Below are 18,403 nucleotides of genomic sequence, written 5' to 3'. Positions count from 1 at the left end.
CGAAAGAGACAAATATTGACATTCAGGTTTGTGGTCATGTCCTGATAATCAATTCTGTCTTTCAGACCGGAGTTGAAGGAGTAACCTATGGAAATTTTAACTAAATTAATGGAAATTCCATTACAGCATTTGATATTGATGGCGGTTATCGGGGCAATTTCCGCTATGATGGCAAATCGCAGTATTGCGGTTTTTCACGACGGATTACGTCCGTTAGTACCTGAATACGTCGAAGGGCGAATGAGCAGAAAAGCCCTTGCAGCGACCAGTTTTGCACTCAGTTTTGGTTTGGTGATTGGCTTTGGCATTCCCTTTTCGCTTACTGCACCGATCATTCTGGTTCATAGCTTGTTATTGGGTACAGATGTTATCGGAACATGGACACCGGACAATCGCAAAGGATTTATCCTTTCCGGGGTTTTAGGCGCAATATATGCACTTGGATTAATGGTCGGTTTAAAATCGGTAGTGGAATTGTTTGCGATGATGCCGGTGAATTTTATTAGCTCCCTGAGTAAAGTCGGTGATCCGATTATTGCCTGTTTTGCTATTTTCCCGGCATTGGTTGTGTCTTATCAATATGGTTATAAAAAGGGCATTTGGGTTTTAATTGCTACTATTATCGGTTATGCCTTAACCAAATCATTTGGTGAAATTCAGTTTAGCGATGAAACCTTGAAGCCGGTGAAAATCGATCCGAACGGGGTGGCGTTGCTCTTTTCAATGATTGCGATGTTTTATTTTGCAATGCGTGAAAAAGCAAAACCTTTGGCGGACGGCGAAAAAGGCAGTAATGAAATGTTACTGGGTTTATTCTCTGAACGTGTAAAACGTATTCAAAAAAATTGGTTGCTTCTTTCATTAAGCGGTGGTTTAACCGCAGTGGCGGCAACCATGTCATTCAGCTTATTAGCCGAAGGTCCGGTGTCGCTACAATTAATGGCGCAAGATCAGCAAACCAGCGCAACCTTAGTTTCATTGGCAAGGGCGATCGGCTTTATTCCGCTTGTCGGCACAACGGCAATCGCAACCGGCGTTTATTCTCCTGACGGTATGAAATTTGTTTTTGTGGCAGGGTTGGCGTTAGATAATCCGATTTTAGCCTTTATTGCCGGTGTGGTGATTATGTTGGCAGAAGTGCGGTTTTTAGCGCAACTTGCGTTGTGGTTAGATAAATATCCCGGCGTAAAAGCCTGTGGCGATCATATCCGTACCGCCATTACCAAAATGCTCGAAGTATCTTTGTTGGTCGGCGGTATGATCGCGTCCAATGCGATTTTGCCGGGCATGGGCTTTATGATTGTTGCCGGAATTTACTTGCTTAACCGCACGTCAAAACGTCCTTTGGTCGAGATGGCAATTGGACCGGTCGCCACGATTATTGTTGGAATTGTTGCCAATGTCTTAAGCCTCGTTGGATTGTAATAAGGGGGAGATAATGGGCTACACCTTAATGCACGAACACATTTATTTGGATTTATCGAAAGTCAAAAATAATGATGATTGTCTGTTAGACCGTTTTGAGTTAATGATTGAAGAGTTTAACTATCTGAAAACACTCGGAGTTGAGCGTATTGTTGATGTTACCAATATCGGCATGGGGCGAAATATTCCGTATGTGGAACAGATTCAGCAGCAAAGCGGTCTTGAGATTGTTTCTGCAACCGGTTGTTATAAAGCCCCGTTTTTGCCTGATTGGTTTTATCGGCAAACCACCGAGCAAATTGCTCAACGCTTTATCGATGAAATTGAGCAAGGCATTGAAAATAGCGGGCGTAAAGCCGGTATTATCGGTGAAGTGGGAAGTGGATTTGAGCGGATTAGTCCCGATGAATACCGTTTATTACAAGCGGCCGCACTTGCGGCGCTGGCTACCGGTAAATGCGTGACAACGCACACATCATTAGGGCGCTTCGGCGAGGAACAATTAGATTTATTCGTGCAAATGGGGCTGAGTTCAGAACGTGTTATCATCGGGCATACCGATTTAGCCGGTGATCGGGATTATTTATTCCGTTTGTTAGACCGGGGGGCTTATGTTGAATTCGATACGATTGGAAAGTTAAATTATCAGTCGGACGAACTTAGGGCTGATTTATTCAGTCAGGCTGTCAAGTGCGGTTATCGGCAACAATTATTACTTTCAATGGATATCACGCGCAAGTCGCATTTGAGAGCAAATGGGGGCATTGGTTATGCTTATTTGTTCGAACGGTTTATCCCGTTATTATTTGAACGCGGGGTGGCGGAAGCGGATATTGAAATTATTTTACAGCACAATCCAAACCGTATTTTGCAATAGAACAGCAATAAATTGAGGGAGGATAGTAAATGAAAACATTTCCGCTTCAAAGCCTGACGTTATCCCAAGCGATGCAAAAGCAGTTTGATTTGGTTGCGGCAATTACACGGCATTTTACCGACGGTGAATTTTTACTTGGGGCCGATCTCGGATTAAAGTGCGGTTTTAATCAACCGAGAACCACCTTTCTTGTTGAAAAAGCGATAGCCGACTTTTTTCAAGCCGAAGCGGCGGTTTTAGTACAGGGTGCCGGTAGCGGCGCAATCCGAGAAGGCTTAGCCGCATTATTAAAAGCCAACCAACGGATTTTAATCCACACGGCGCCGATTTATCCAACGACGAAAACCACGTTTGAACGGATGGGATTAGAGGTTGTTGAGGCTGATTTTAATCAGCTTGATCAGTTTCAAACGGCATTGGAATATTTCAAACCGCATGCCGTGTTGGTTCAGCATACACGGCAACAACCACAGGACCGTTTTGATTTGGCGCAGATCCTGACATTTTGTCAGGAAAAAAAGATTCCGACCTTGGTTGATGATAATTATGCAGTGATGAAAGTGATGAATATTGGCTGTGAATTAGGAGCAACCCTGTCCACATTTTCCAGTTTTAAATTATTCGGACCGGAAGGTGTCGGCGTTGTTGTCGGCGATTCAGCCGCAATCACAAAAATTCGGCAATCGCACTATTCAGGCGGTTGTCAAATTCAGGGGCATTTGGCTATGGAAGTATTGCGAGGCTTGGTTTTTGCGCCGGTGATGCAAGCGGTTCAGGCACAGGTCAATGACGAATTGGTTGCACGGCTTAATAACGGGGTTATTCCACAAGTAAAATCGGCATTTTTAGTCAATGCGCAATCAAAAGTATTGATTGTCGAATTTTTTGATGAAATTGCTGAACAGGTATTACAAATTGCGACTCGGTTCGGCGCCCTGCCTTATCCTGTCGGTGCGGAATCAAAATATGAAGTTCCGCCATTGTTTTATCGGGTTTCCGGCACTTTCCGCCAATCCGATCCTTCGTTAGAAAAACGAATGATCCGAATTAACCCGAATCGTGCCGGAGCAGAAACCGTATTAACGATTTTAAAACAGAGCTTATCGGCGTTGTCGGTATAAAATAGACTTCAATTAAATTGAAAATCTGTTATCTTTATCGCTAAAATTTAGGCTGAAACCGCACTTTTATAGTAAAAGTGCGGTTTGTTCTATTTTGTTGCAAGGAATGACTATGACCAAAGAAACCATTGTTGCCCAAGCCACTGCGCCCGGGCGGGGCGGAATCGGGATTCTGCGTGTTTCGGGGCCGAGAGCGGTTGAGGTGGCGCAGGCGGTGTTGGGCAAATGCCCGAAGCCGAGAGTGGCGGATTATCTGCCGTTTAAAGACAGCGACGGTACGATTTTAGATCAGGGCATTGCGCTGTATTTTCAATCGCCCAATTCATTCACCGGCGAAGATGTGTTGGAGCTGCAAGGGCATGGCGGGCAGGTGGTGTTGGATCTGCTGCTGAAACGCATTTTGCAGTTGGGCGGCATTCGCATTGCACGCCCGGGCGAGTTTTCCGAACAGGCGTTTTTAAATGATAAACTGGATTTGGCTCAGGCGGAAGCGATTGCCGATTTAATCGACGCCTGCTCGGAACAGGCGGCACGTTCGGCGTTGAAATCGTTGCAAGGGGAATTTTCCAATAAAGTCAATCAATTGGTTGATGCGGTGATTTACCTGCGTACCTACGTTGAAGCGGCGATTGATTTTCCCGATGAAGAAATTGATTTTCTCGCCGACGGCGTGGTCGAAGGACATCTGAATCAAATTATTCAGCAATTAAACGGGGTGCAAGCGGAAGCGAAGCAAGGCTCGCTGTTGCGAGAAGGCATGAAAGTGGTGATCGCAGGGCGCCCGAATGCCGGCAAATCCAGTTTGCTGAATGCCCTTGCCGGACGCGAGGCGGCGATTGTAACCGATATTGCGGGCACAACCCGTGATGTGTTGCGTGAACATATCCATATTGACGGTATGCCGCTGCACATTATCGATACCGCCGGGCTGCGCGAAGCAACCGATGAAGTGGAACGGATTGGGATTGATCGCGCTTGGACGGAAATTGAACAGGCGGATCATGTGTTGCTGATGATAGACAGTACCACCACGCAGGAACTGAATCCGCATAAAATTTGGGCGGAATTTATCGAACGTTTGCCAAGCACAATGCCGATCACCGTGATTCGCAATAAAGCCGATTTGAGCGGCGAAGCGGAAGGGGTTGAACAACACGACGGTTACACCATTATCCGCTTGTCGGCAAAAACCAAGTGCGGTATTGACTTGTTGCGCGATCACCTGAAACAGTCAATGGGCTATCAAACCGTGACCGAAGGCGGCTTCTTGGCTCGCCGTCGCCATTTGGAAGCCTTGTCTGCGGCAAGTGAACACTTACAACGCGGGCATATCCAACTGACCCAATTTCACGCCGGGGAGTTGTTGGCGGAGGAGCTGCGCATGGTGCAAGACGCTTTAAGCGAAATCACCGGACAATTCACCTCCGATGATTTGCTGAGCAATATTTTCAGTTCGTTTTGTATCGGTAAATAACGCGCTTGCAAACTAACTTGGAGGAGGAACCATGCTGACATTCAGACAGGCGGCCATGGCGGATATTGATCGCTGCTTTGCCATTGAAGCGAGCGCTTATGCGGCAGATGAAGCTGCGACGCGTGAAAAGATTGCACTCCGGATCGCACAATATCCTGATGGTTTTCTATTGATGGAAACGGAGAATGGGATTATCGGTTTTATTAATAGCGGGTGTGCCGAAGAGGTGGTGATGTCCGATGAGCAGTTTAAACAGTTGATCGGGCATGATCCGGCGGCGCCGAACGTGGTGATTATGTCGGTGGCGGTGGATCCGTGCTATCAGGGTCGCGGTTATGCGGCGCGCTTAATGCGGCAGTTTATCGAGCTTATGCGCAGCCGGCGAAAACGGGCGATTTATCTGATGTGTAAAGCGCAATATATCACGTTCTATGAAAAATTCGGTTACCGCTACCTCAAACCGTCAGCCTTCAAGCACGGTGGTGTACTATGGCATGAAATGCTGTTAGCGCTTTAGCCGAGGGCAAAAGCATTGGCGGAAAAATTCCTCTTAGTGAGAATTGAAATCATCTGAAAGTTTTGTTATGGTCAATTTCTTTCCATTTCAAGAGATTTTTCCATGCAAGTCTTACGCAAATTAAATCATTTTATCAGCAAAACCTTCGCCGTTTGGGTGTTGTTATTCGCTTTTTTGGCTTTCCAATTTCCCGCATATTTTGTCCCTTTTGTCGCCTATATTCCGTATTTATTGGGAATCGTGATGTTTGGCATGGGAATTACGCTGACTTTTAACGATTTCGGCGAAGTGGTGCGCCATCCGAAATCGGTTGTCATCGGCGTGCTCGGTCAGTTTGTGATTATGCCGGCGATCGCTTTCGGTTTGGCAAAAGGCTTTGCCTTGCCGACCGATTTGGCGATTGGCGTGATTTTGGTCGGTTCCTGTCCGGGCGGTACTTCGTCCAATGTGATGACCTATCTGGCGCGCGGCAATACCGCACTTTCGGTCGCTTGCACCACGGTTTCAACCCTGCTTGCCCCGATTTTAACGCCAGCGGTGTTTTATGTTTTGGCAAGCCAGTGGCTGGATATTGATGCCGGCGCGATGTTTGTGTCAGTGTTGAAAATGGTACTGTTCCCGATTTTCTTGGGCTTGGTGGTGCGTGCATTGTTCAAAAAGCAAATGGCGCAACTGAGTCAAAGTATGCCGTTGTTGTCCGTGATTGCGATTGTGTTGATTTTGTCGGCGGTGGTGGCGGTCAGCAAAGATAAAATTATCGAATCGGGGTTGATTATTTTTGGGATCGTGGTGCTGCACAACGGGTTAGGCTACTTGATTGGCTTCTTCGCCGCCAAATTGTTCAAGCTCAGCACTTATGACAGCAAAGCGGTTTCGATTGAAGTCGGTATGCAAAATTCCGGTTTGGGGGCGGCGTTAGCCAATGCGCATTTTAATCCGCTGGCGGCGGTACCAAGTGCGGTCTTCAGCTTTTGGCATAATGTTTCCGGTCCGATTTTGGCGACATTTTTCGCCGCGTTAAAAGAGAAAAAAGCCAACGTAGACGCAAAATGAAACTATTGATTTCCAACCAACACGGCGCAATCGTGATGGCGCTGTTGCCGTTTTTATACGGCATGCTGTCATCACCGACGGTCATTTGGCAGCACGCTTTTTTGTTATTGGCGTGGGCGTGTTTGTACCTGTTCACTTATCCGTTTTTTAATCTGTTTAAAGGGCGGAATTTGGCACAAAACCGCACTTGGGCGATCGGTTACGGGCTGACCGCACTTTTATTTTCTGTTCCCGCATTATGGCATAATTGGCAATTGCTCTATTTTTTATTGGCAATGCTGCCGTTTGCTTTGTTGACGGTTTATTACGTCAAACAAAAAAACGAGCGCGCGTTGGGCAATGATTTGGCGGCGATCGTCATTTTCGGTATTGCCGGCATGGCGGCGTATTATTTTGCCGACCGCACTTTTGATCCGCAACTCGCACGGGTTTTCCTTTATCCGAGTTTGTTTTTTGTCGGCACGACGCTGTATGTCAAAAGCATTCTGCGCGAGCGCAAAGATCCGCGTTATCTACAAGCCTCGATCATTTTTCATGTATTGTGTGTGTTGTTAATCGCGTATTTTGATTGGCAAACCGCACTTTGCTTTGTCCCCGCCTTGCTGCGCGCCGTCATCGTCCCGTTATGGGTAATGCCGCGTAAACGGCTGAATCCGAAGCAAGTCGGGCTGATTGAAATGGGGATTTCTTTTTTGTTTTTATTTGGATTGTTGTTAGTCGGGTGATTGGGTAAAGTGCGGTGTAAACGGCACTTCAGGCTGATGACAAAGTCTCTTTTCTCATAATTTCCCTCCCTCCGTATACGGAGGGATGTGTCCGAAGGATGGAGGGAGGCATAAATCAGTTTAAAAATGAATATGTTGCATGTTCATATTACCCCTCCCTCCCCATTTTTCTTACGAAAAATGGTACTCCCTCCGCATGCGGAGGAAGAGAAGTCAGTTTGTCAGCAATCTAAAGTGCGGTTTACACCGCACTTGATGTCATCAATAACCGCTTAAATCACCGGCTCGACTTGCATATTGCCTTTAATTTGGCAACTGCACGCCAGCACATAACCTTGTGCGATTTCTTGCGCCGTTAACGGACCGGTGGTGCTGGTTTCATATTCGCCTTGTAGCACTTTGGTTTTGCATGAACCGCAAATACCGGTGCGGCAGGCGGCGATTACCGGAATGTTATTCTCTTCCAATGCGCTTAATAATGAAATGCCAAACGGTACGGAAACGGTTTGCTCGCCGATAATGCCGTACACGGTTAAACCGACTTGCTTGCTGTTGTCGCTCATGCAAACTTCGGTCGAAGAGTGGAACTGTTCGAGGAAGAAGCGCTCTTGCGGCACGCCGAGTTGCTCGCTGATGTCGCGAATGTGCTGCATATAGCTTTCCGGGCCGCAGGTTAATACGGTGCAATCGGCGATATTCGGCACGAGTTCTTGCAGCATTTGTTGTGAAATCCGTCCGGCGTAGAAGCCTTCGCTTGCCCCTTGCGACGAGTTCATATACAGCTTTAAGTGCGGATATTGCGCTTTCAACTGTTCCCACTCGCGTTTAAAAATCACGTCTTTCGGCGAATGGACGCTGTAGAACACGGTTAAATTGGCGTGCGGACGATTGACGCATAACCAACGCACCATTGACATAATCGGCGTGATACCGCAACCACCGGCAACCAGCAGATAATTGTCGCTGACAATTTTCGAGCAGGTGAAATCGCCTTTCGGATCAGACAGCCACAGGGTATCGCCGACGTTGACATCACGCGTCAGCCACGTCGAGCCGACCCCGTTTTCAATCCGGCGCACGGTTAAGGTGACATAGCGGCTTAAACCGGGCGTGGAGGAGAGGGTATAGGCGCGGGCGATGTCCGGCGTGTTTTTAATGCTGACCAAGGCATATTGCCCCGGTTCGTAGGGGTAAAAATCTTGTGCAATCAGTTCGAGGGTATAAACATCGTCGGTTTCCTGTACGATGTTGTTCACCATCATCTCATTGATACAAAAAGCATTTGGGTTTGACATAGTGAAATCCTGAAACAGAAAAGTGCGGTCAAGTCGACGCTGACCGCACTTGGGATTAAATCATGATGAAATTAGCGGGCTAAGGCTTGTTGCATATCTTGTTGCGGGTTGGTTAAACCGCGCAGACCGAATTTTTCATTCAGAATCGCCAGCAAATTATCGTTCAAGAATGCCGGGGCGGTCGGGCCGGTGTAAATGTCTTTCACGCCCAAGGCAAGCAGGGTTAATAAAATCACAATCGCTTTTTGTTCGAACCAAGACAGAACCAAGGTCAGCGGCAAATCGTTGACGCCGCAGCCCAATTTTTCCGCCAAGTTCACCGCCAGCATAATTGCCGAATAGGCGTCGTTACATTGACCGACATCGAGCAAGCGCGGTAAGCCGCCTTCCAAGGTGCCGAATTCCATTTTGTTGAAGCGGTATTTACCACAGCCTAAGGTTAAGACCACGCAATCTTCCGGCACATTGCGCGCAAATTCGGTGTAGTAGCTGCGTTCGCCCACGCTGCCGTCGCAGCCGCCGACCAAGAACACATGGCGTAATTTTTTCTCGGCAACCAAGTTAATCACTGCGTCAGACGCGTCCAACAGGGTTTGGCGACCGAAACCGACGGTGATGTTGTGTTCGATTTCACTGTAAGGGAAGCCCGTCATGGCTTGCGCTTTGGCGATCACTTCGCTGAAATCGCGATCGTCCAAGTGGCGCACGCCCGGCCAGCCGACGATACTGCGGGTGTAGATCCGATCCGCATAGTTACCGACATTCGGGTCGATAATGCAGTTGGAGGTCATGATCACCGGCCCCGGGAATTTGGCGAATTCACGTTGTTGATTCTGCCAACCGCCGCCGTAGTTGCCGACCAAATGGCGGTATTTTTTCAGTTCGGGATAACCGTGCGCCGGCAACATTTCGCCGTGGGTGTAAACGTTAATCCCGGTGCCTTCGGTTTGTTCCAACAAGGCTTTTAAGTCTTTCAAATCGTGACCGGAAATCAGAATACATTTACCGGCAATCGGTTTGACGTTGACGCTGGACGGCGTCGGGTTGCCGAAGGCGGCGGTTTCGCCTTTGTCCAATAGCCCCATCACGCTGAAATTCATGGTGCCGATACCGAGTGCATTTTTCAGCAGGGTGTCGATGTCGGTCGGTTGCGTGCCCAACCATGACATATATTGGTGGAATTCCAGATAGACTTGGTTGTCAAATTGCCCTAAGACATGGGCGTGTTCCATATAAGCGGCGGCGCCTTTTAAGCCGTATAAACACAGCATTCTTAAGCCGTGCACTTCTTCGCTGATGTCGTCAATGTCTTTATTTAAGGCGAAGTCTTCCGCTTGTTTCGTCAAGGCGGCAATATCGCTGCCGTTTAGGGTTAAATGCGCCAGCGGGTGATCGCTGTCGGTGCTCGGGTTCACCGCACGGCAACATTGGATCAGTTGATCACGATAGGCTTGCGCTTGTTGTGCATATTCAACAATCCGTTGCGAATCAAAGTTGACGTTGGTTAGAGTGGAGAAAAACGCTTGCGCGGTGAACGCATCAATTTCATTGTCGATAATCGCCAGTTCGCGCGCCTTAATTGCCCAAGTGGACAGGCTGTGCAGAACCGCGATTAATAAATCTTGCAGATCGGAGGTTTCCGCGGTCTTTCCGCACATACCTTGCGAGTAGCTGCAACCGTTGCCGACAGGGGTTTTCATGGTTTGTTCGCATTGAATGCAATACATCGTTCAAATTCCTTTTAAAGTTGTTTTCGTGATCGAGTAGAGTGAGTAGAGTAACTTCGCTGTTAATTGATTTAACAGGCGTATCATAAAAGGAATGGTTTAATAAAAGAAGTATTTATTATACCCATTTAAGGTTTTTTTGATTTAGATCGTATTTTGCTTTTAATGAGAATAAATACAATGGGGGAGAGATCAAAATATGCAGTGGAAAACCAACCAAGGCAGGCAGATAAAAAAACATACTGATACTTTGCAATATCAGTATGTTTTATGTGTTCGAAGTGCGGTTTATTGTGCGCTTGGTGCGAGTACGTTCGGAACTGTCAATTCCAAATCACCGCTCGGCACCGGAATTTCAGGGAAGGTTTTGCCTTCGCCTTGTTTGATTAAATCGGCAATTTTAGCCGCCGGCTCGGTCAGCCCCATCGCTTGATAGGATTTTTCCAACAACGGCAAGGCTTCATGGGTCGCTTGGCTGTCCGGATATTTATCTAACAGCCCTAATACCCGGTTAACCGTGGCGACATAAGCCTTGCGTTTGAAATAGAATTCGGCGACACGTTGTTCGTGGCGCGCCAAAGCGCTGCGCAGATAGGTGGCGCGCACCGCGGCGTCGGCAGCATATTGGCTGTTCGGGAAATGTTGTTGCAAGGTTTCGAAGTTATGCAGGGCGTTGGTCAGTGTCAACGGATCGCGCAAAGCGCGGTCGGTGCCGAAGGTTCTTTGCATAAAATGATCACCCAACTCGGTATTGATCAAGCCCGCGAGGTATAAGACGAAATCCAAATGCTGGCTGTTGCTGTGCAAGCGCAGGAAACGTTCGGCATTCGCCAATGCCAAGGTATATTCGGAATCCTTATAATAGGCATAAATCAAACCTAATTGTGCCTGTTCGGCATAAGCACCGAAAGGATAACGGCTGTCAACGGCATCCAGATAGCGGATTGCTTCAGTGTAATTTTCATCTAATAAATAGCTATTGGCTTTGCTGTATAACTCTTCTACCGGTAGATTTTCCACTCCCTTGTCGCCTGAAGAGCAGGCGGTAACAGCAAGTGCGGTCAATAACAGCAAGGCAAGTGATTTTAGTTTATGCATAATATAACAGTCCTAATATAGTGAAAGCTGAGAAATACAGAGACTATGACAACGGTTTTCAGACTAAGTTTGGTTACTTCACTGTAAACTTCAGTTACAATGACAGGCATAATCTTGTTGTGCTTATGTTGCGTTAAGTATTTTAACCATACTGGGCAAATAAGCAAATCAGAATTAAACGGATTCCATTCTTTATGACAAAACAACTACAATTAAGCACGCAAATTCAATTACATCAATTGGGACAACGCTTGGATCAGGCGTTGGCAGAGCGTTTTCCCGACTATTCCCGTTCACGGATTAAAACGTGGATCGAACAAAACAAAGTGCGGGTTAACGGGGAAATCGTCAATAAACCGCGGGAAAAAGTCTTCGGGGATGAGCGGATTGAAATTGATGTGGAAATCGAAGAAGAAAACCGCTTTGTGGCGCAGGATATTGCCTTGAATATCGTATATGAAGACGATGATATTCTGGTGATTAATAAGCCGAAAGATCTGGTGGTGCACCCCGGGGCGGGCAATCCCGACGGCACAGTGCTGAACGCGCTGTTGCACCATTATCCGCAAATTGCCGAAGTGCCGCGCGCCGGGATTGTGCACCGTTTGGATAAAGACACCACCGGTCTTATGGTGGTGGCGAAAACCATTCCGGCGCAAACCCGTTTGGTTTTCGCCTTGCAAAAACGCCGGATTACCCGTGAATATGAAGCGGTGGCGTTCGGGATTATGACTAAAGGCGGTACGGTTGATCAGCCGATGGCGCGCCACGGCACCAAACGCACACAAATGGCGGTGCACCCGATGGGCAAACCGGCGGTAACCCATTATCGGATTATGGAGCGTTTCCGTAACTACACGCGGCTGCGGCTGCGTTTGGAAACCGGGCGCACCCACCAAATTCGGGTGCACATGGCGCATATTGCCCACCCGCTATTAGGCGATCAAGTGTATGGCGGTCGCCCGCGCCCGCCGAAGGGGGCGAGCGAGGCGTTGCTAAGCGTGCTGCGTAATTTCCAACGTCAAGCCTTGCATGCGGTGATGTTGCGTTTGGAACATCCGATCACCGGCGAAGTGATGGAGTGGCACGCGCCGCTGCCGGAGGATTTTGTCGAGCTGGTGAATGCACTGAAGCAAGATTACGAACTGCATAAAGATGAATTGGATTATTAATGGAATTTCTTAAACCCGATTGGAATTTGGCGGATAATATCAAAGCGCTTTCTACGCTGCGCAGTGGCGGGGTGAGCGAACAGCCTTACGCCAGTTTTAACTTGGGCGCTCATGTCGGTGATCTTCCAAGTGCGGTCAGCGCCAACCGCTTACATTTGATCAAAACCGCCGCATTGCCGCAAGCGCCGCTGTACTTGAATCAAATTCACAGCATAGACGTGGTTCGTTTGCCTAGTGACGACCCGGCGCCGAACGCGGATGCGGCTTATACCGATCAAGCCGGGCAAGTGTGTTTGGTGATGACCGCCGATTGTTTACCGGTGCTGTTTGCCTCGGCGCAAGGCAATGAGGTCGCGGCGGCACATGCCGGTTGGCGCGGCTTGTGTGATGGCATTTTAGAAAATACGCTGGCACAGTTTAAGACCGAACCTTCGCAGATTGTGGCGTGGCTTGCCCCGGCAATCGGCGCAAACGCTTTTCAAGTGGGGCCGGAAGTGCGCTCGGCGTTTATGCAACAGGATCCGCAAGCGGCATCGGCATTTAAAACCGATTTGACCTCGCCGCAAAAATATTTCGCCGATTTGTATTTATTGGCGCGGCAACGGCTGCAAAAGTGCGGTCTGCAACAGATTTACGGCGGGGAATATTGCACTGTCAGCGATAAAACGCGCTTTTTTTCCTATCGGCGCGACGGCGTGACCGGACGCATGGCGAGCTTGATTTGGTTTGAATGAAACAACCGAATTTAGATTTGACTTTTTGGGCGGTAGCCCTTATGTTTAACGATGTGTTTTAACAATTGATTTACGATGATTTTCAAAGGAGAAAAACAATGCAACAACGTCTTGTGACTGATGTACGCCGTTCCGAACAATCGGTTTTAGCGACCAACAAAGTATTACGCAATACTTATTTTTTATTAGCGCTGACCGTCACCTTTTCCGCAGTGGTGGCTTATATCTCAATGGCGATGAATCTGCCGTATCCGGGTTTAATCGTGCTGCTAGTCGGCTTCTACGGCTTACTGTTTTTAACCAATAAATTAGCCGACAGCCCATTGGGGATTTTGTCTGCGTTTGCGTTCACCGGTTTTCTCGGCTACACCATCGGGCCGATTTTAAATCTGTATGTGCGCGAAGGTTTAGGCGATGTCGTGGTGTTGGCATTAGGCGGCACGGCGGCGGTATTCTTCGCTTGTTCGGCTTATGTTTTAACCACGAAAAAAGATATGTCGTTTCTAAGCGGAATGATGTTTGCGCTGTTTATTGTGTTGGTTGTCGGCGTGATTGCCAATATTTTCCTGCAAATCCCGGGATTACATTTGGCCATCAGCGCATTGTTTGTGGTGTTTTCAACCGGTGCGATTCTGTATGAAACCAGCAATATCGTTCACGGCGGCGAAACTAACTATATCCGCGCCACCATCGGCATTTATGTCTCGCTGTACAACCTGTTTATCAGCTTATTGAGCCTGATCGGCGCTTCACGCGATTAGTAAATTGTGCCGATAATCACAGTAATCGGTCTAACCATTTTCGTATGCCCCTAAATAGGGGCATAATTGTATCGGTCAAAACGTGAGAAGAAATGAAGATTAACGGCGAAACGATTGAATTGGATAAAGACGGCTATTTGCGGCACAGCGCACAATGGAACGAAGCGGTGGCGCAGGCATTGGCGGAAAAAGAGCGATTGGAACTCAGCGCCGCCCACTGGGAAGTGATCCATTTTGTGCGCGATTTTTATCAGGAATATAAAACTTCACCGGCGATTCGCATGTTGGTGAAAGCGATGGCGGATAAGTTGGGGGCGGACAAAGGTAACAGCCGTTATTTGCAGCGCTTGTTTCCCGAAGGTCCGGCGAAACAGGCGACCAAGTTGGCAGGGCTGCCGAAACCGGCTAAGTGCTTATAAAAACCAGATAGAAATTGTGTAAATATCTTTAATTGATAATTATTCGTATTTGAATTGGATGGATTTATTGATATAGTGTTAAACGGAGCAACAAGCGTTGCTTTGCACGTTTAACCTATCAATCAATAAGGAGCAACAAATGAATAAGCAGATAAAAAACCTTGTCAGCAGTCTGGTGTTAAGTTGCGTATTCGCATTTTCTGCGAATGCAGCCGCCAAGCCGTTCAAAGTGATGACAACCTTCACTGTAATCCAAGATATTGCGCAGAATGTTGCCGGTGACGCGGCGGTTGTCGAATCGATCACTAAGCCTGGCGCGGAAATTCACGATTATCAAGTCACCCCGAAGGATGTGATCAAAGCGCAGCAGGCGGATCTGATTTTATGGAACGGTTTGAATTTGGAACGCTGGTTTGAACGCTTTTTTGAAAATATGCCGAATAAACCGGTGGCGGTGGTGACCGAAGGAATCGAGCCGTTGCCGATTTCGGAAGGGGCTTATCAAGGCGCCCCCAATCCGCATGCGTGGATGTCGCCGAGCAATGCGTTGATTTATGTGGAAAATATCCGTCAGGCGTTGGTCAAACACGATCCGCAAAATGCCGACGTTTATAACCGTAACGCAGCGACCTATAGCGAAAAAATCAAAGCGATTGATACGCCGTTACGCGAAAAAATCAAGGCGATTCCAAGTGAAAAACGCTGGTTGGTGACGTCCGAAGGCGCATTCAGCTATTTAGCCAAAGATTACGGCTTTAAAGAGTTATATTTATGGCCGATCAATGCCGAACAGCAAGGTTCGCCGCAACAAGTGCGGTCTGTCATCGATCAGGTGAAAGCCAATAACATTCCGGTGGTGTTCAGCGAAAGTACGGTTTCCGATCGTCCGAGTAAGCAAGTCGCCAAAGAAACCGGCGCAAAATACGGCGGCGTGTTGTATGTCGATTCCCTGTCGCAAGCGGACGGCGCCGTGCCGACCTATTTGGATTTGTTGCAAGTGACGGTTTCGACCATAGTGAAAGGATTTGAATGATGATAAACGGCAAGGGTGCAGGCGGCGGCGATCCGCTGTTGGACGTTCATGATATCAGCGTGCGCTACAATAACGGGCATACCGCACTTCATGATGTTTCGTTTTCTCTTAACGGCGGAACGACTTGCGCTCTGGTCGGTGTTAACGGCAGTGGCAAATCCACGCTGTTTAAAAGTTTAATGGGCTTGGTAAAACCGCTGCAAGGTTCGATTCGCTTGCACGGTTTGCCGGTGCACAAAGCGTTGAAGCAAAATCGCGTTTCCTATGTGCCGCAAGCCGAAGAAGTGGATTGGCAGTTTCCGGTGTCGGTGTATGACGTGGTGATGACCGGACGTTATGGCTACATGAATTTTTTGCGGATTCCGTCGGCATTGGATAAGCAAAAAGTCGAGCAGGCAATGCAACGGGTTGATATCAGCCACTTGCGTGATCGACAGATTGGCGAATTGTCCGGCGGGCAAAAAAAACGGGTGTTTTTGGCGCGTGCGTTGGCGCAAGAAAGTCAAATTATTCTGCTGGATGAGCCGTTTACCGGGGTGGATGTTAAAACCGAAAATGCGATTGTCGAACTGTTGGGGCAACTACGCGGCGAAGGGCATTTGATTTTGGTTTCGACCCATAATCTCGGCAGCGTACCGCACTTTTGCGATCAAGTGGTAATGATTAACCGCACCGTAATTGCCGCCGGCTGCACCGAAACCACCTTTACCCAAAAAAATCTGCAACGGGCGTTTGGCGGTGTACTGCGCTACCTCACTCTCGGCGGCGAAGTGCTGCATGATGACGAAGATAACCGCACCTTAACCGTGCTGACCGACGACGAGCACCCGGTGGTATTTTATGGTGAAAAAGGGGCGGAACTGCCGCCGACGACACCTTGCAATAAGGCAGAACCGTAAATGTGGCAACTTTTACTTGAGCCTTTCCAATATGAATACATGACCAAAGCGGTGGTGGTGAGCGCCTTGGTCGGGGGCGTATGTGCCTTTTTGTCGGCATATTTAATGCTGAAAGGTTGGTCGCTGATTGGCGATGCCTTGTCGCACGCGGTCGTACCCGGTGTGGCGATTGCCTATGCCTTGGCGTTGCCTTATGCGGTCGGTGCGTTTTTGTCCGGGCTGTTGGCGGCGTTGGCGATTTTGTGGATTAAATCGATCACCAAACTGCGCGAAGACGCGATTATCGGCTTTATTTTCACCACCTTTTTTGCGCTCGGTTTATTTATCATCTCGCTGAATCCGACCTCGGTTGACGTGCAGTCGATTATTCTCGGTAATATTTTAGGCATTGCCGATGAAGATGTGTTGCAAGTCGGGATTATTATTGCGGTCTGTGTGGTGTTTTTGCTGATTTTTTGGAAAGATCTGCTGTTAGTCTTTTTTGATGAAAGCCATGCGGTTTCGGTCGGGATTTCGCCGTTGCGCTTAAAAGTGTTGTTTTTCACCTTGTTGAGCGCCTGTGTGGTTGCCGCGTTGCAAACCGTCGGCGCGATTTTGGTGATTGCGATGGTGATCACCCCCGGGGCAACCGCCTATTTATTAACCGATCGCTTCGGGCGTTTAGTGTGGATTGCGGTTGGTTTAGGTTTTGGTACCAGTGCGGTCGGGGCGTATCTCAGTTATTTTCTCGACGGCGCAACCGGCGGTCTGATCGTGTTTTTGCAAACGCTGTTATTTCTGCTCGCCTTTTTCTTCTCGCCTAAATATGGCATGTTGAAACGTAATAAAATCAAGGAGAAAGCTGATGATGGCCGAGCTGTTTAATTGGTTTTACGAGCCTTTTTCCTTTGAGTTTATGCGCCAAGCGTTGCTGACCGCACTTTTGGTGGCGGTGGTGTGCGCCTTGCTGTCGTGTTATTTGGTGTTGAAAGGCTGGTCGTTGATGGGCGACGCGATTGCGCATGCGGTATTGCCGGGCGTGGTGATTGCGTTTCTCTTGGGGCTGCCGTTGACGGTCGGCGCTTTCTTTTCCGGCGTTTGTTGTGCCTTGGCGACCGGCTATTTGAAAGAAAATAGCCGCCTAAAAGAAGATACGGTGATGGGCATTGTGTTTTCCGGGATGTTTGCTTTCGGGCTGATTTTATTCGTCAACGTCGATAGCGATCAACATTTAAGCCATATTCTGTTTGGTAATTTGCTCGGCGTAACCCAAGCGGCGTTTCAACTGACGCTGTGGATTTCGCTGTTCACCTTCGTGATTGTGTTTTTAAAACGCAAAGATTTTCTGTTGTACTGTTTTGATCCGGTTCAAGCGGCGGTGGTCGGCTTGCCGGTGCGTTTGTTGCACTATTTATTGTTGATGCTACTTGCCTTAACCATCATCAGCGCCATGCAGGTGGTCGGGGTGATTTTGGTGGTAGCGTTATTGATCGCCCCGGGCATTACCGCCTTTTGCCTCACCAAATCGTTTAACCGCATGCTGCTGATTGCGATCAGCGTGTCGCTGCTGTCGAGCGTGCTCGGCACGATTTTCAGTTATCATTGGGATTCCGCGACCGGACCAACGATTGTGTTGGTGCAATCTTGTTGTTTTATCTTTGCCTTGCTCTACCGCACTTGGCGCACCCAGCGGGATAAAGTGCGGTTTCAACAACAGACTAGCCCACATAAAAGTGCGGTCTAATAAGCGATGGCGAATTCGCGAAAGCGCACTTCGTCTTGATAAGGCCGCTCTAACACCTGATCGACTGTGGCGGAGCGCGGGCCGCCTTGTTGCAGCCAGTGGCGCAGGGCGTCGATTTGTTGTTCGCTGCCTTGCGCAATCACTAATACACTGCCGTCGGACAGATTGCGGACATTGCCTTTCAATCCCAATTCAGACGCCTTGCGCCATGTAAAATAACGAAAGCCCACGCCTTGTACGATCCCGTAAACATTAAATTGAACTTGCATAACGCCTCCATAAGCCTAAGGCAACTCTCAAATTTGGATAAAAATGCTAAATGACTATTTTATTTTATAATGTTTTGGCAT

At 48.2% G+C, this 18,403-nt stretch carries 19 protein-coding genes; 15 read left to right on the top strand and 4 right to left on the bottom strand.

The window, feature by feature from the left end; translation table 11 throughout:
• Positions 1-87 precede the first annotated feature (87 nt).
• The 7 genes from ACWA5Z_RS13305 (at position 88) to ACWA5Z_RS13275 (ending at position 7,192) form a co-directional block, all read left to right on the top strand.
• On the top strand, positions 88-1,425 hold the full coding sequence (locus tag ACWA5Z_RS13305) for a YhfT family protein (RefSeq protein ID WP_431053148.1): 1,338 nt from the start codon (positions 88-90) through the stop codon (positions 1,423-1,425).
• Between the two features lie 13 nt (positions 1,426-1,438).
• On the top strand, positions 1,439-2,302 hold the full coding sequence (locus ACWA5Z_RS13300) for a phosphotriesterase family protein (RefSeq protein ID WP_431053146.1): 864 nt from the start codon (positions 1,439-1,441) through the stop codon (positions 2,300-2,302).
• A gap of 29 nt (positions 2,303-2,331) precedes the next feature.
• Complete coding sequence (locus tag ACWA5Z_RS13295) at positions 2,332-3,423, top strand: aminotransferase class I/II-fold pyridoxal phosphate-dependent enzyme (RefSeq protein ID WP_431053144.1); 1,092 nt, start codon at positions 2,332-2,334, stop codon at positions 3,421-3,423.
• A 112-nt stretch (positions 3,424-3,535) separates the two neighbouring features.
• Positions 3,536-4,897: a tRNA uridine-5-carboxymethylaminomethyl(34) synthesis GTPase MnmE gene (gene mnmE, locus ACWA5Z_RS13290; RefSeq protein WP_431053142.1), complete on the top strand. Its 1,362-nt coding sequence runs from the start codon at positions 3,536-3,538 to the stop codon at positions 4,895-4,897.
• A gap of 31 nt (positions 4,898-4,928) precedes the next feature.
• Entirely contained in the window at positions 4,929-5,414 is a 486-nt protein-coding gene (locus ACWA5Z_RS13285) for a GNAT family N-acetyltransferase (protein WP_431053140.1), read from the top strand.
• A gap of 102 nt (positions 5,415-5,516) precedes the next feature.
• Positions 5,517-6,467 carry a bile acid:sodium symporter family protein gene (locus tag ACWA5Z_RS13280; RefSeq protein WP_431053138.1) on the top strand — a complete coding sequence of 317 codons (951 nt, stop codon included), beginning with the start codon at positions 5,517-5,519 and terminating at the stop codon, positions 6,465-6,467.
• Positions 6,464-7,192 (top strand): YwiC-like family protein, encoded by a 729-nt coding sequence (locus tag ACWA5Z_RS13275; protein WP_431053136.1) that lies wholly within the window; start codon positions 6,464-6,466, stop codon positions 7,190-7,192. The genes ACWA5Z_RS13280 and ACWA5Z_RS13275 overlap by 4 nt, the downstream gene beginning before the upstream one ends.
• 272 nt (positions 7,193-7,464) lie before the next feature.
• Here ACWA5Z_RS13275 and hcr read toward each other — a convergent pair whose 3' ends face one another.
• From hcr to ACWA5Z_RS13260, 3 genes are all read right to left on the bottom strand, one after another.
• Complete coding sequence (gene hcr, locus ACWA5Z_RS13270) at positions 7,465-8,487, bottom strand: NADH oxidoreductase (protein ID WP_431053135.1); 1,023 nt, start codon at positions 8,485-8,487, stop codon at positions 7,465-7,467.
• A gap of 71 nt (positions 8,488-8,558) precedes the next feature.
• Entirely contained in the window at positions 8,559-10,214 is a 1,656-nt protein-coding gene (hcp, locus tag ACWA5Z_RS13265) for a hydroxylamine reductase (protein WP_431053133.1), read from the bottom strand.
• A 288-nt stretch (positions 10,215-10,502) separates the two neighbouring features.
• Positions 10,503-11,312 carry an outer membrane protein assembly factor BamD gene (locus ACWA5Z_RS13260; protein ID WP_431053131.1) on the bottom strand — a complete coding sequence of 270 codons (810 nt, stop codon included), beginning with the start codon at positions 11,310-11,312 and terminating at the stop codon, positions 10,503-10,505.
• A gap of 194 nt (positions 11,313-11,506) precedes the next feature.
• Between ACWA5Z_RS13260 and rluD the strand changes: the two genes are divergently transcribed.
• From rluD to ACWA5Z_RS13220, 8 genes are all read left to right on the top strand, one after another.
• Positions 11,507-12,484 (top strand): 23S rRNA pseudouridine(1911/1915/1917) synthase RluD, encoded by a 978-nt coding sequence (gene rluD / locus ACWA5Z_RS13255; protein WP_431053129.1) that lies wholly within the window; start codon positions 11,507-11,509, stop codon positions 12,482-12,484.
• Positions 12,484-13,218, top strand: a complete 735-nt coding sequence (gene pgeF, locus ACWA5Z_RS13250; RefSeq protein ID WP_431053127.1) for a peptidoglycan editing factor PgeF — start codon at positions 12,484-12,486, stop codon at positions 13,216-13,218. Before rluD ends, pgeF begins: the two co-directional genes overlap by 1 nt.
• 98 nt (positions 13,219-13,316) lie before the next feature.
• On the top strand, positions 13,317-13,979 hold the full coding sequence (locus tag ACWA5Z_RS13245; protein ID WP_431053125.1) for a Bax inhibitor-1 family protein: 663 nt from the start codon (positions 13,317-13,319) through the stop codon (positions 13,977-13,979).
• Between the two features lie 92 nt (positions 13,980-14,071).
• Positions 14,072-14,398: a TusE/DsrC/DsvC family sulfur relay protein gene (locus tag ACWA5Z_RS13240; RefSeq protein WP_431053123.1), complete on the top strand. Its 327-nt coding sequence runs from the start codon at positions 14,072-14,074 to the stop codon at positions 14,396-14,398.
• 151 nt (positions 14,399-14,549) lie between these two features.
• Positions 14,550-15,431, top strand: a complete 882-nt coding sequence (locus tag ACWA5Z_RS13235) for a metal ABC transporter substrate-binding protein (protein ID WP_431054251.1) — start codon at positions 14,550-14,552, stop codon at positions 15,429-15,431.
• Complete coding sequence (locus ACWA5Z_RS13230; RefSeq protein ID WP_431054250.1) at positions 15,431-16,330, top strand: ATP-binding cassette domain-containing protein; 900 nt, start codon at positions 15,431-15,433, stop codon at positions 16,328-16,330. The genes ACWA5Z_RS13235 and ACWA5Z_RS13230 overlap by 1 nt, the downstream gene beginning before the upstream one ends.
• Positions 16,331-17,194, top strand: coding sequence for a metal ABC transporter permease (locus tag ACWA5Z_RS13225; RefSeq protein ID WP_431053121.1), 864 nt, complete (start codon positions 16,331-16,333; stop codon positions 17,192-17,194).
• Entirely contained in the window at positions 17,178-18,053 is an 876-nt protein-coding gene (locus tag ACWA5Z_RS13220; protein ID WP_431054249.1) for a metal ABC transporter permease, read from the top strand. The genes ACWA5Z_RS13225 and ACWA5Z_RS13220 overlap by 17 nt, the downstream gene beginning before the upstream one ends.
• Here the strand turns inward: ACWA5Z_RS13220 and ACWA5Z_RS13215 are convergent.
• On the bottom strand, positions 18,050-18,322 hold the full coding sequence (locus ACWA5Z_RS13215; RefSeq protein WP_431053119.1) for an acylphosphatase: 273 nt from the start codon (positions 18,320-18,322) through the stop codon (positions 18,050-18,052). The two genes, ACWA5Z_RS13220 and ACWA5Z_RS13215, sit on opposite strands and share 4 nt — an antisense overlap.
• Positions 18,323-18,403 lie beyond the last annotated feature (81 nt).

The organism is Testudinibacter sp. P80/BLE/0925, assembly GCF_053570785.1.
This window is presented reverse-complemented; position numbering and strand designations above follow the sequence as displayed.

Coding starts and splice junctions, on each gene's coding strand:
- ACWA5Z_RS13305 (WP_431053148.1), top strand. CDS start 88: ATGGAAATTTTAACTAAATTAATGGAAATTCCATTACAGCATTTGATA.
- ACWA5Z_RS13300 (WP_431053146.1), top strand. CDS start 1,439: ATGGGCTACACCTTAATGCACGAACACATTTATTTGGATTTATCGAAA.
- ACWA5Z_RS13295 (WP_431053144.1), top strand. CDS start 2,332: ATGAAAACATTTCCGCTTCAAAGCCTGACGTTATCCCAAGCGATGCAA.
- mnmE (WP_431053142.1), top strand. CDS start 3,536: ATGACCAAAGAAACCATTGTTGCCCAAGCCACTGCGCCCGGGCGGGGC.
- ACWA5Z_RS13285 (WP_431053140.1), top strand. CDS start 4,929: ATGCTGACATTCAGACAGGCGGCCATGGCGGATATTGATCGCTGCTTT.
- ACWA5Z_RS13280 (WP_431053138.1), top strand. CDS start 5,517: ATGCAAGTCTTACGCAAATTAAATCATTTTATCAGCAAAACCTTCGCC.
- ACWA5Z_RS13275 (WP_431053136.1), top strand. CDS start 6,464: ATGAAACTATTGATTTCCAACCAACACGGCGCAATCGTGATGGCGCTG.
- hcr (WP_431053135.1), bottom strand. CDS start 8,487: ATGTCAAACCCAAATGCTTTTTGTATCAATGAGATGATGGTGAACAAC.
- hcp (WP_431053133.1), bottom strand. CDS start 10,214: ATGTATTGCATTCAATGCGAACAAACCATGAAAACCCCTGTCGGCAAC.
- ACWA5Z_RS13260 (WP_431053131.1), bottom strand. CDS start 11,312: ATGCATAAACTAAAATCACTTGCCTTGCTGTTATTGACCGCACTTGCT.
- rluD (WP_431053129.1), top strand. CDS start 11,507: ATGACAAAACAACTACAATTAAGCACGCAAATTCAATTACATCAATTG.
- pgeF (WP_431053127.1), top strand. CDS start 12,484: ATGGAATTTCTTAAACCCGATTGGAATTTGGCGGATAATATCAAAGCG.
- ACWA5Z_RS13245 (WP_431053125.1), top strand. CDS start 13,317: ATGCAACAACGTCTTGTGACTGATGTACGCCGTTCCGAACAATCGGTT.
- ACWA5Z_RS13240 (WP_431053123.1), top strand. CDS start 14,072: ATGAAGATTAACGGCGAAACGATTGAATTGGATAAAGACGGCTATTTG.
- ACWA5Z_RS13230 (WP_431054250.1), top strand. CDS start 15,431: ATGATAAACGGCAAGGGTGCAGGCGGCGGCGATCCGCTGTTGGACGTT.
- ACWA5Z_RS13225 (WP_431053121.1), top strand. CDS start 16,331: ATGTGGCAACTTTTACTTGAGCCTTTCCAATATGAATACATGACCAAA.
- ACWA5Z_RS13220 (WP_431054249.1), top strand. CDS start 17,178: ATGGCCGAGCTGTTTAATTGGTTTTACGAGCCTTTTTCCTTTGAGTTT.
- ACWA5Z_RS13215 (WP_431053119.1), bottom strand. CDS start 18,322: ATGCAAGTTCAATTTAATGTTTACGGGATCGTACAAGGCGTGGGCTTT.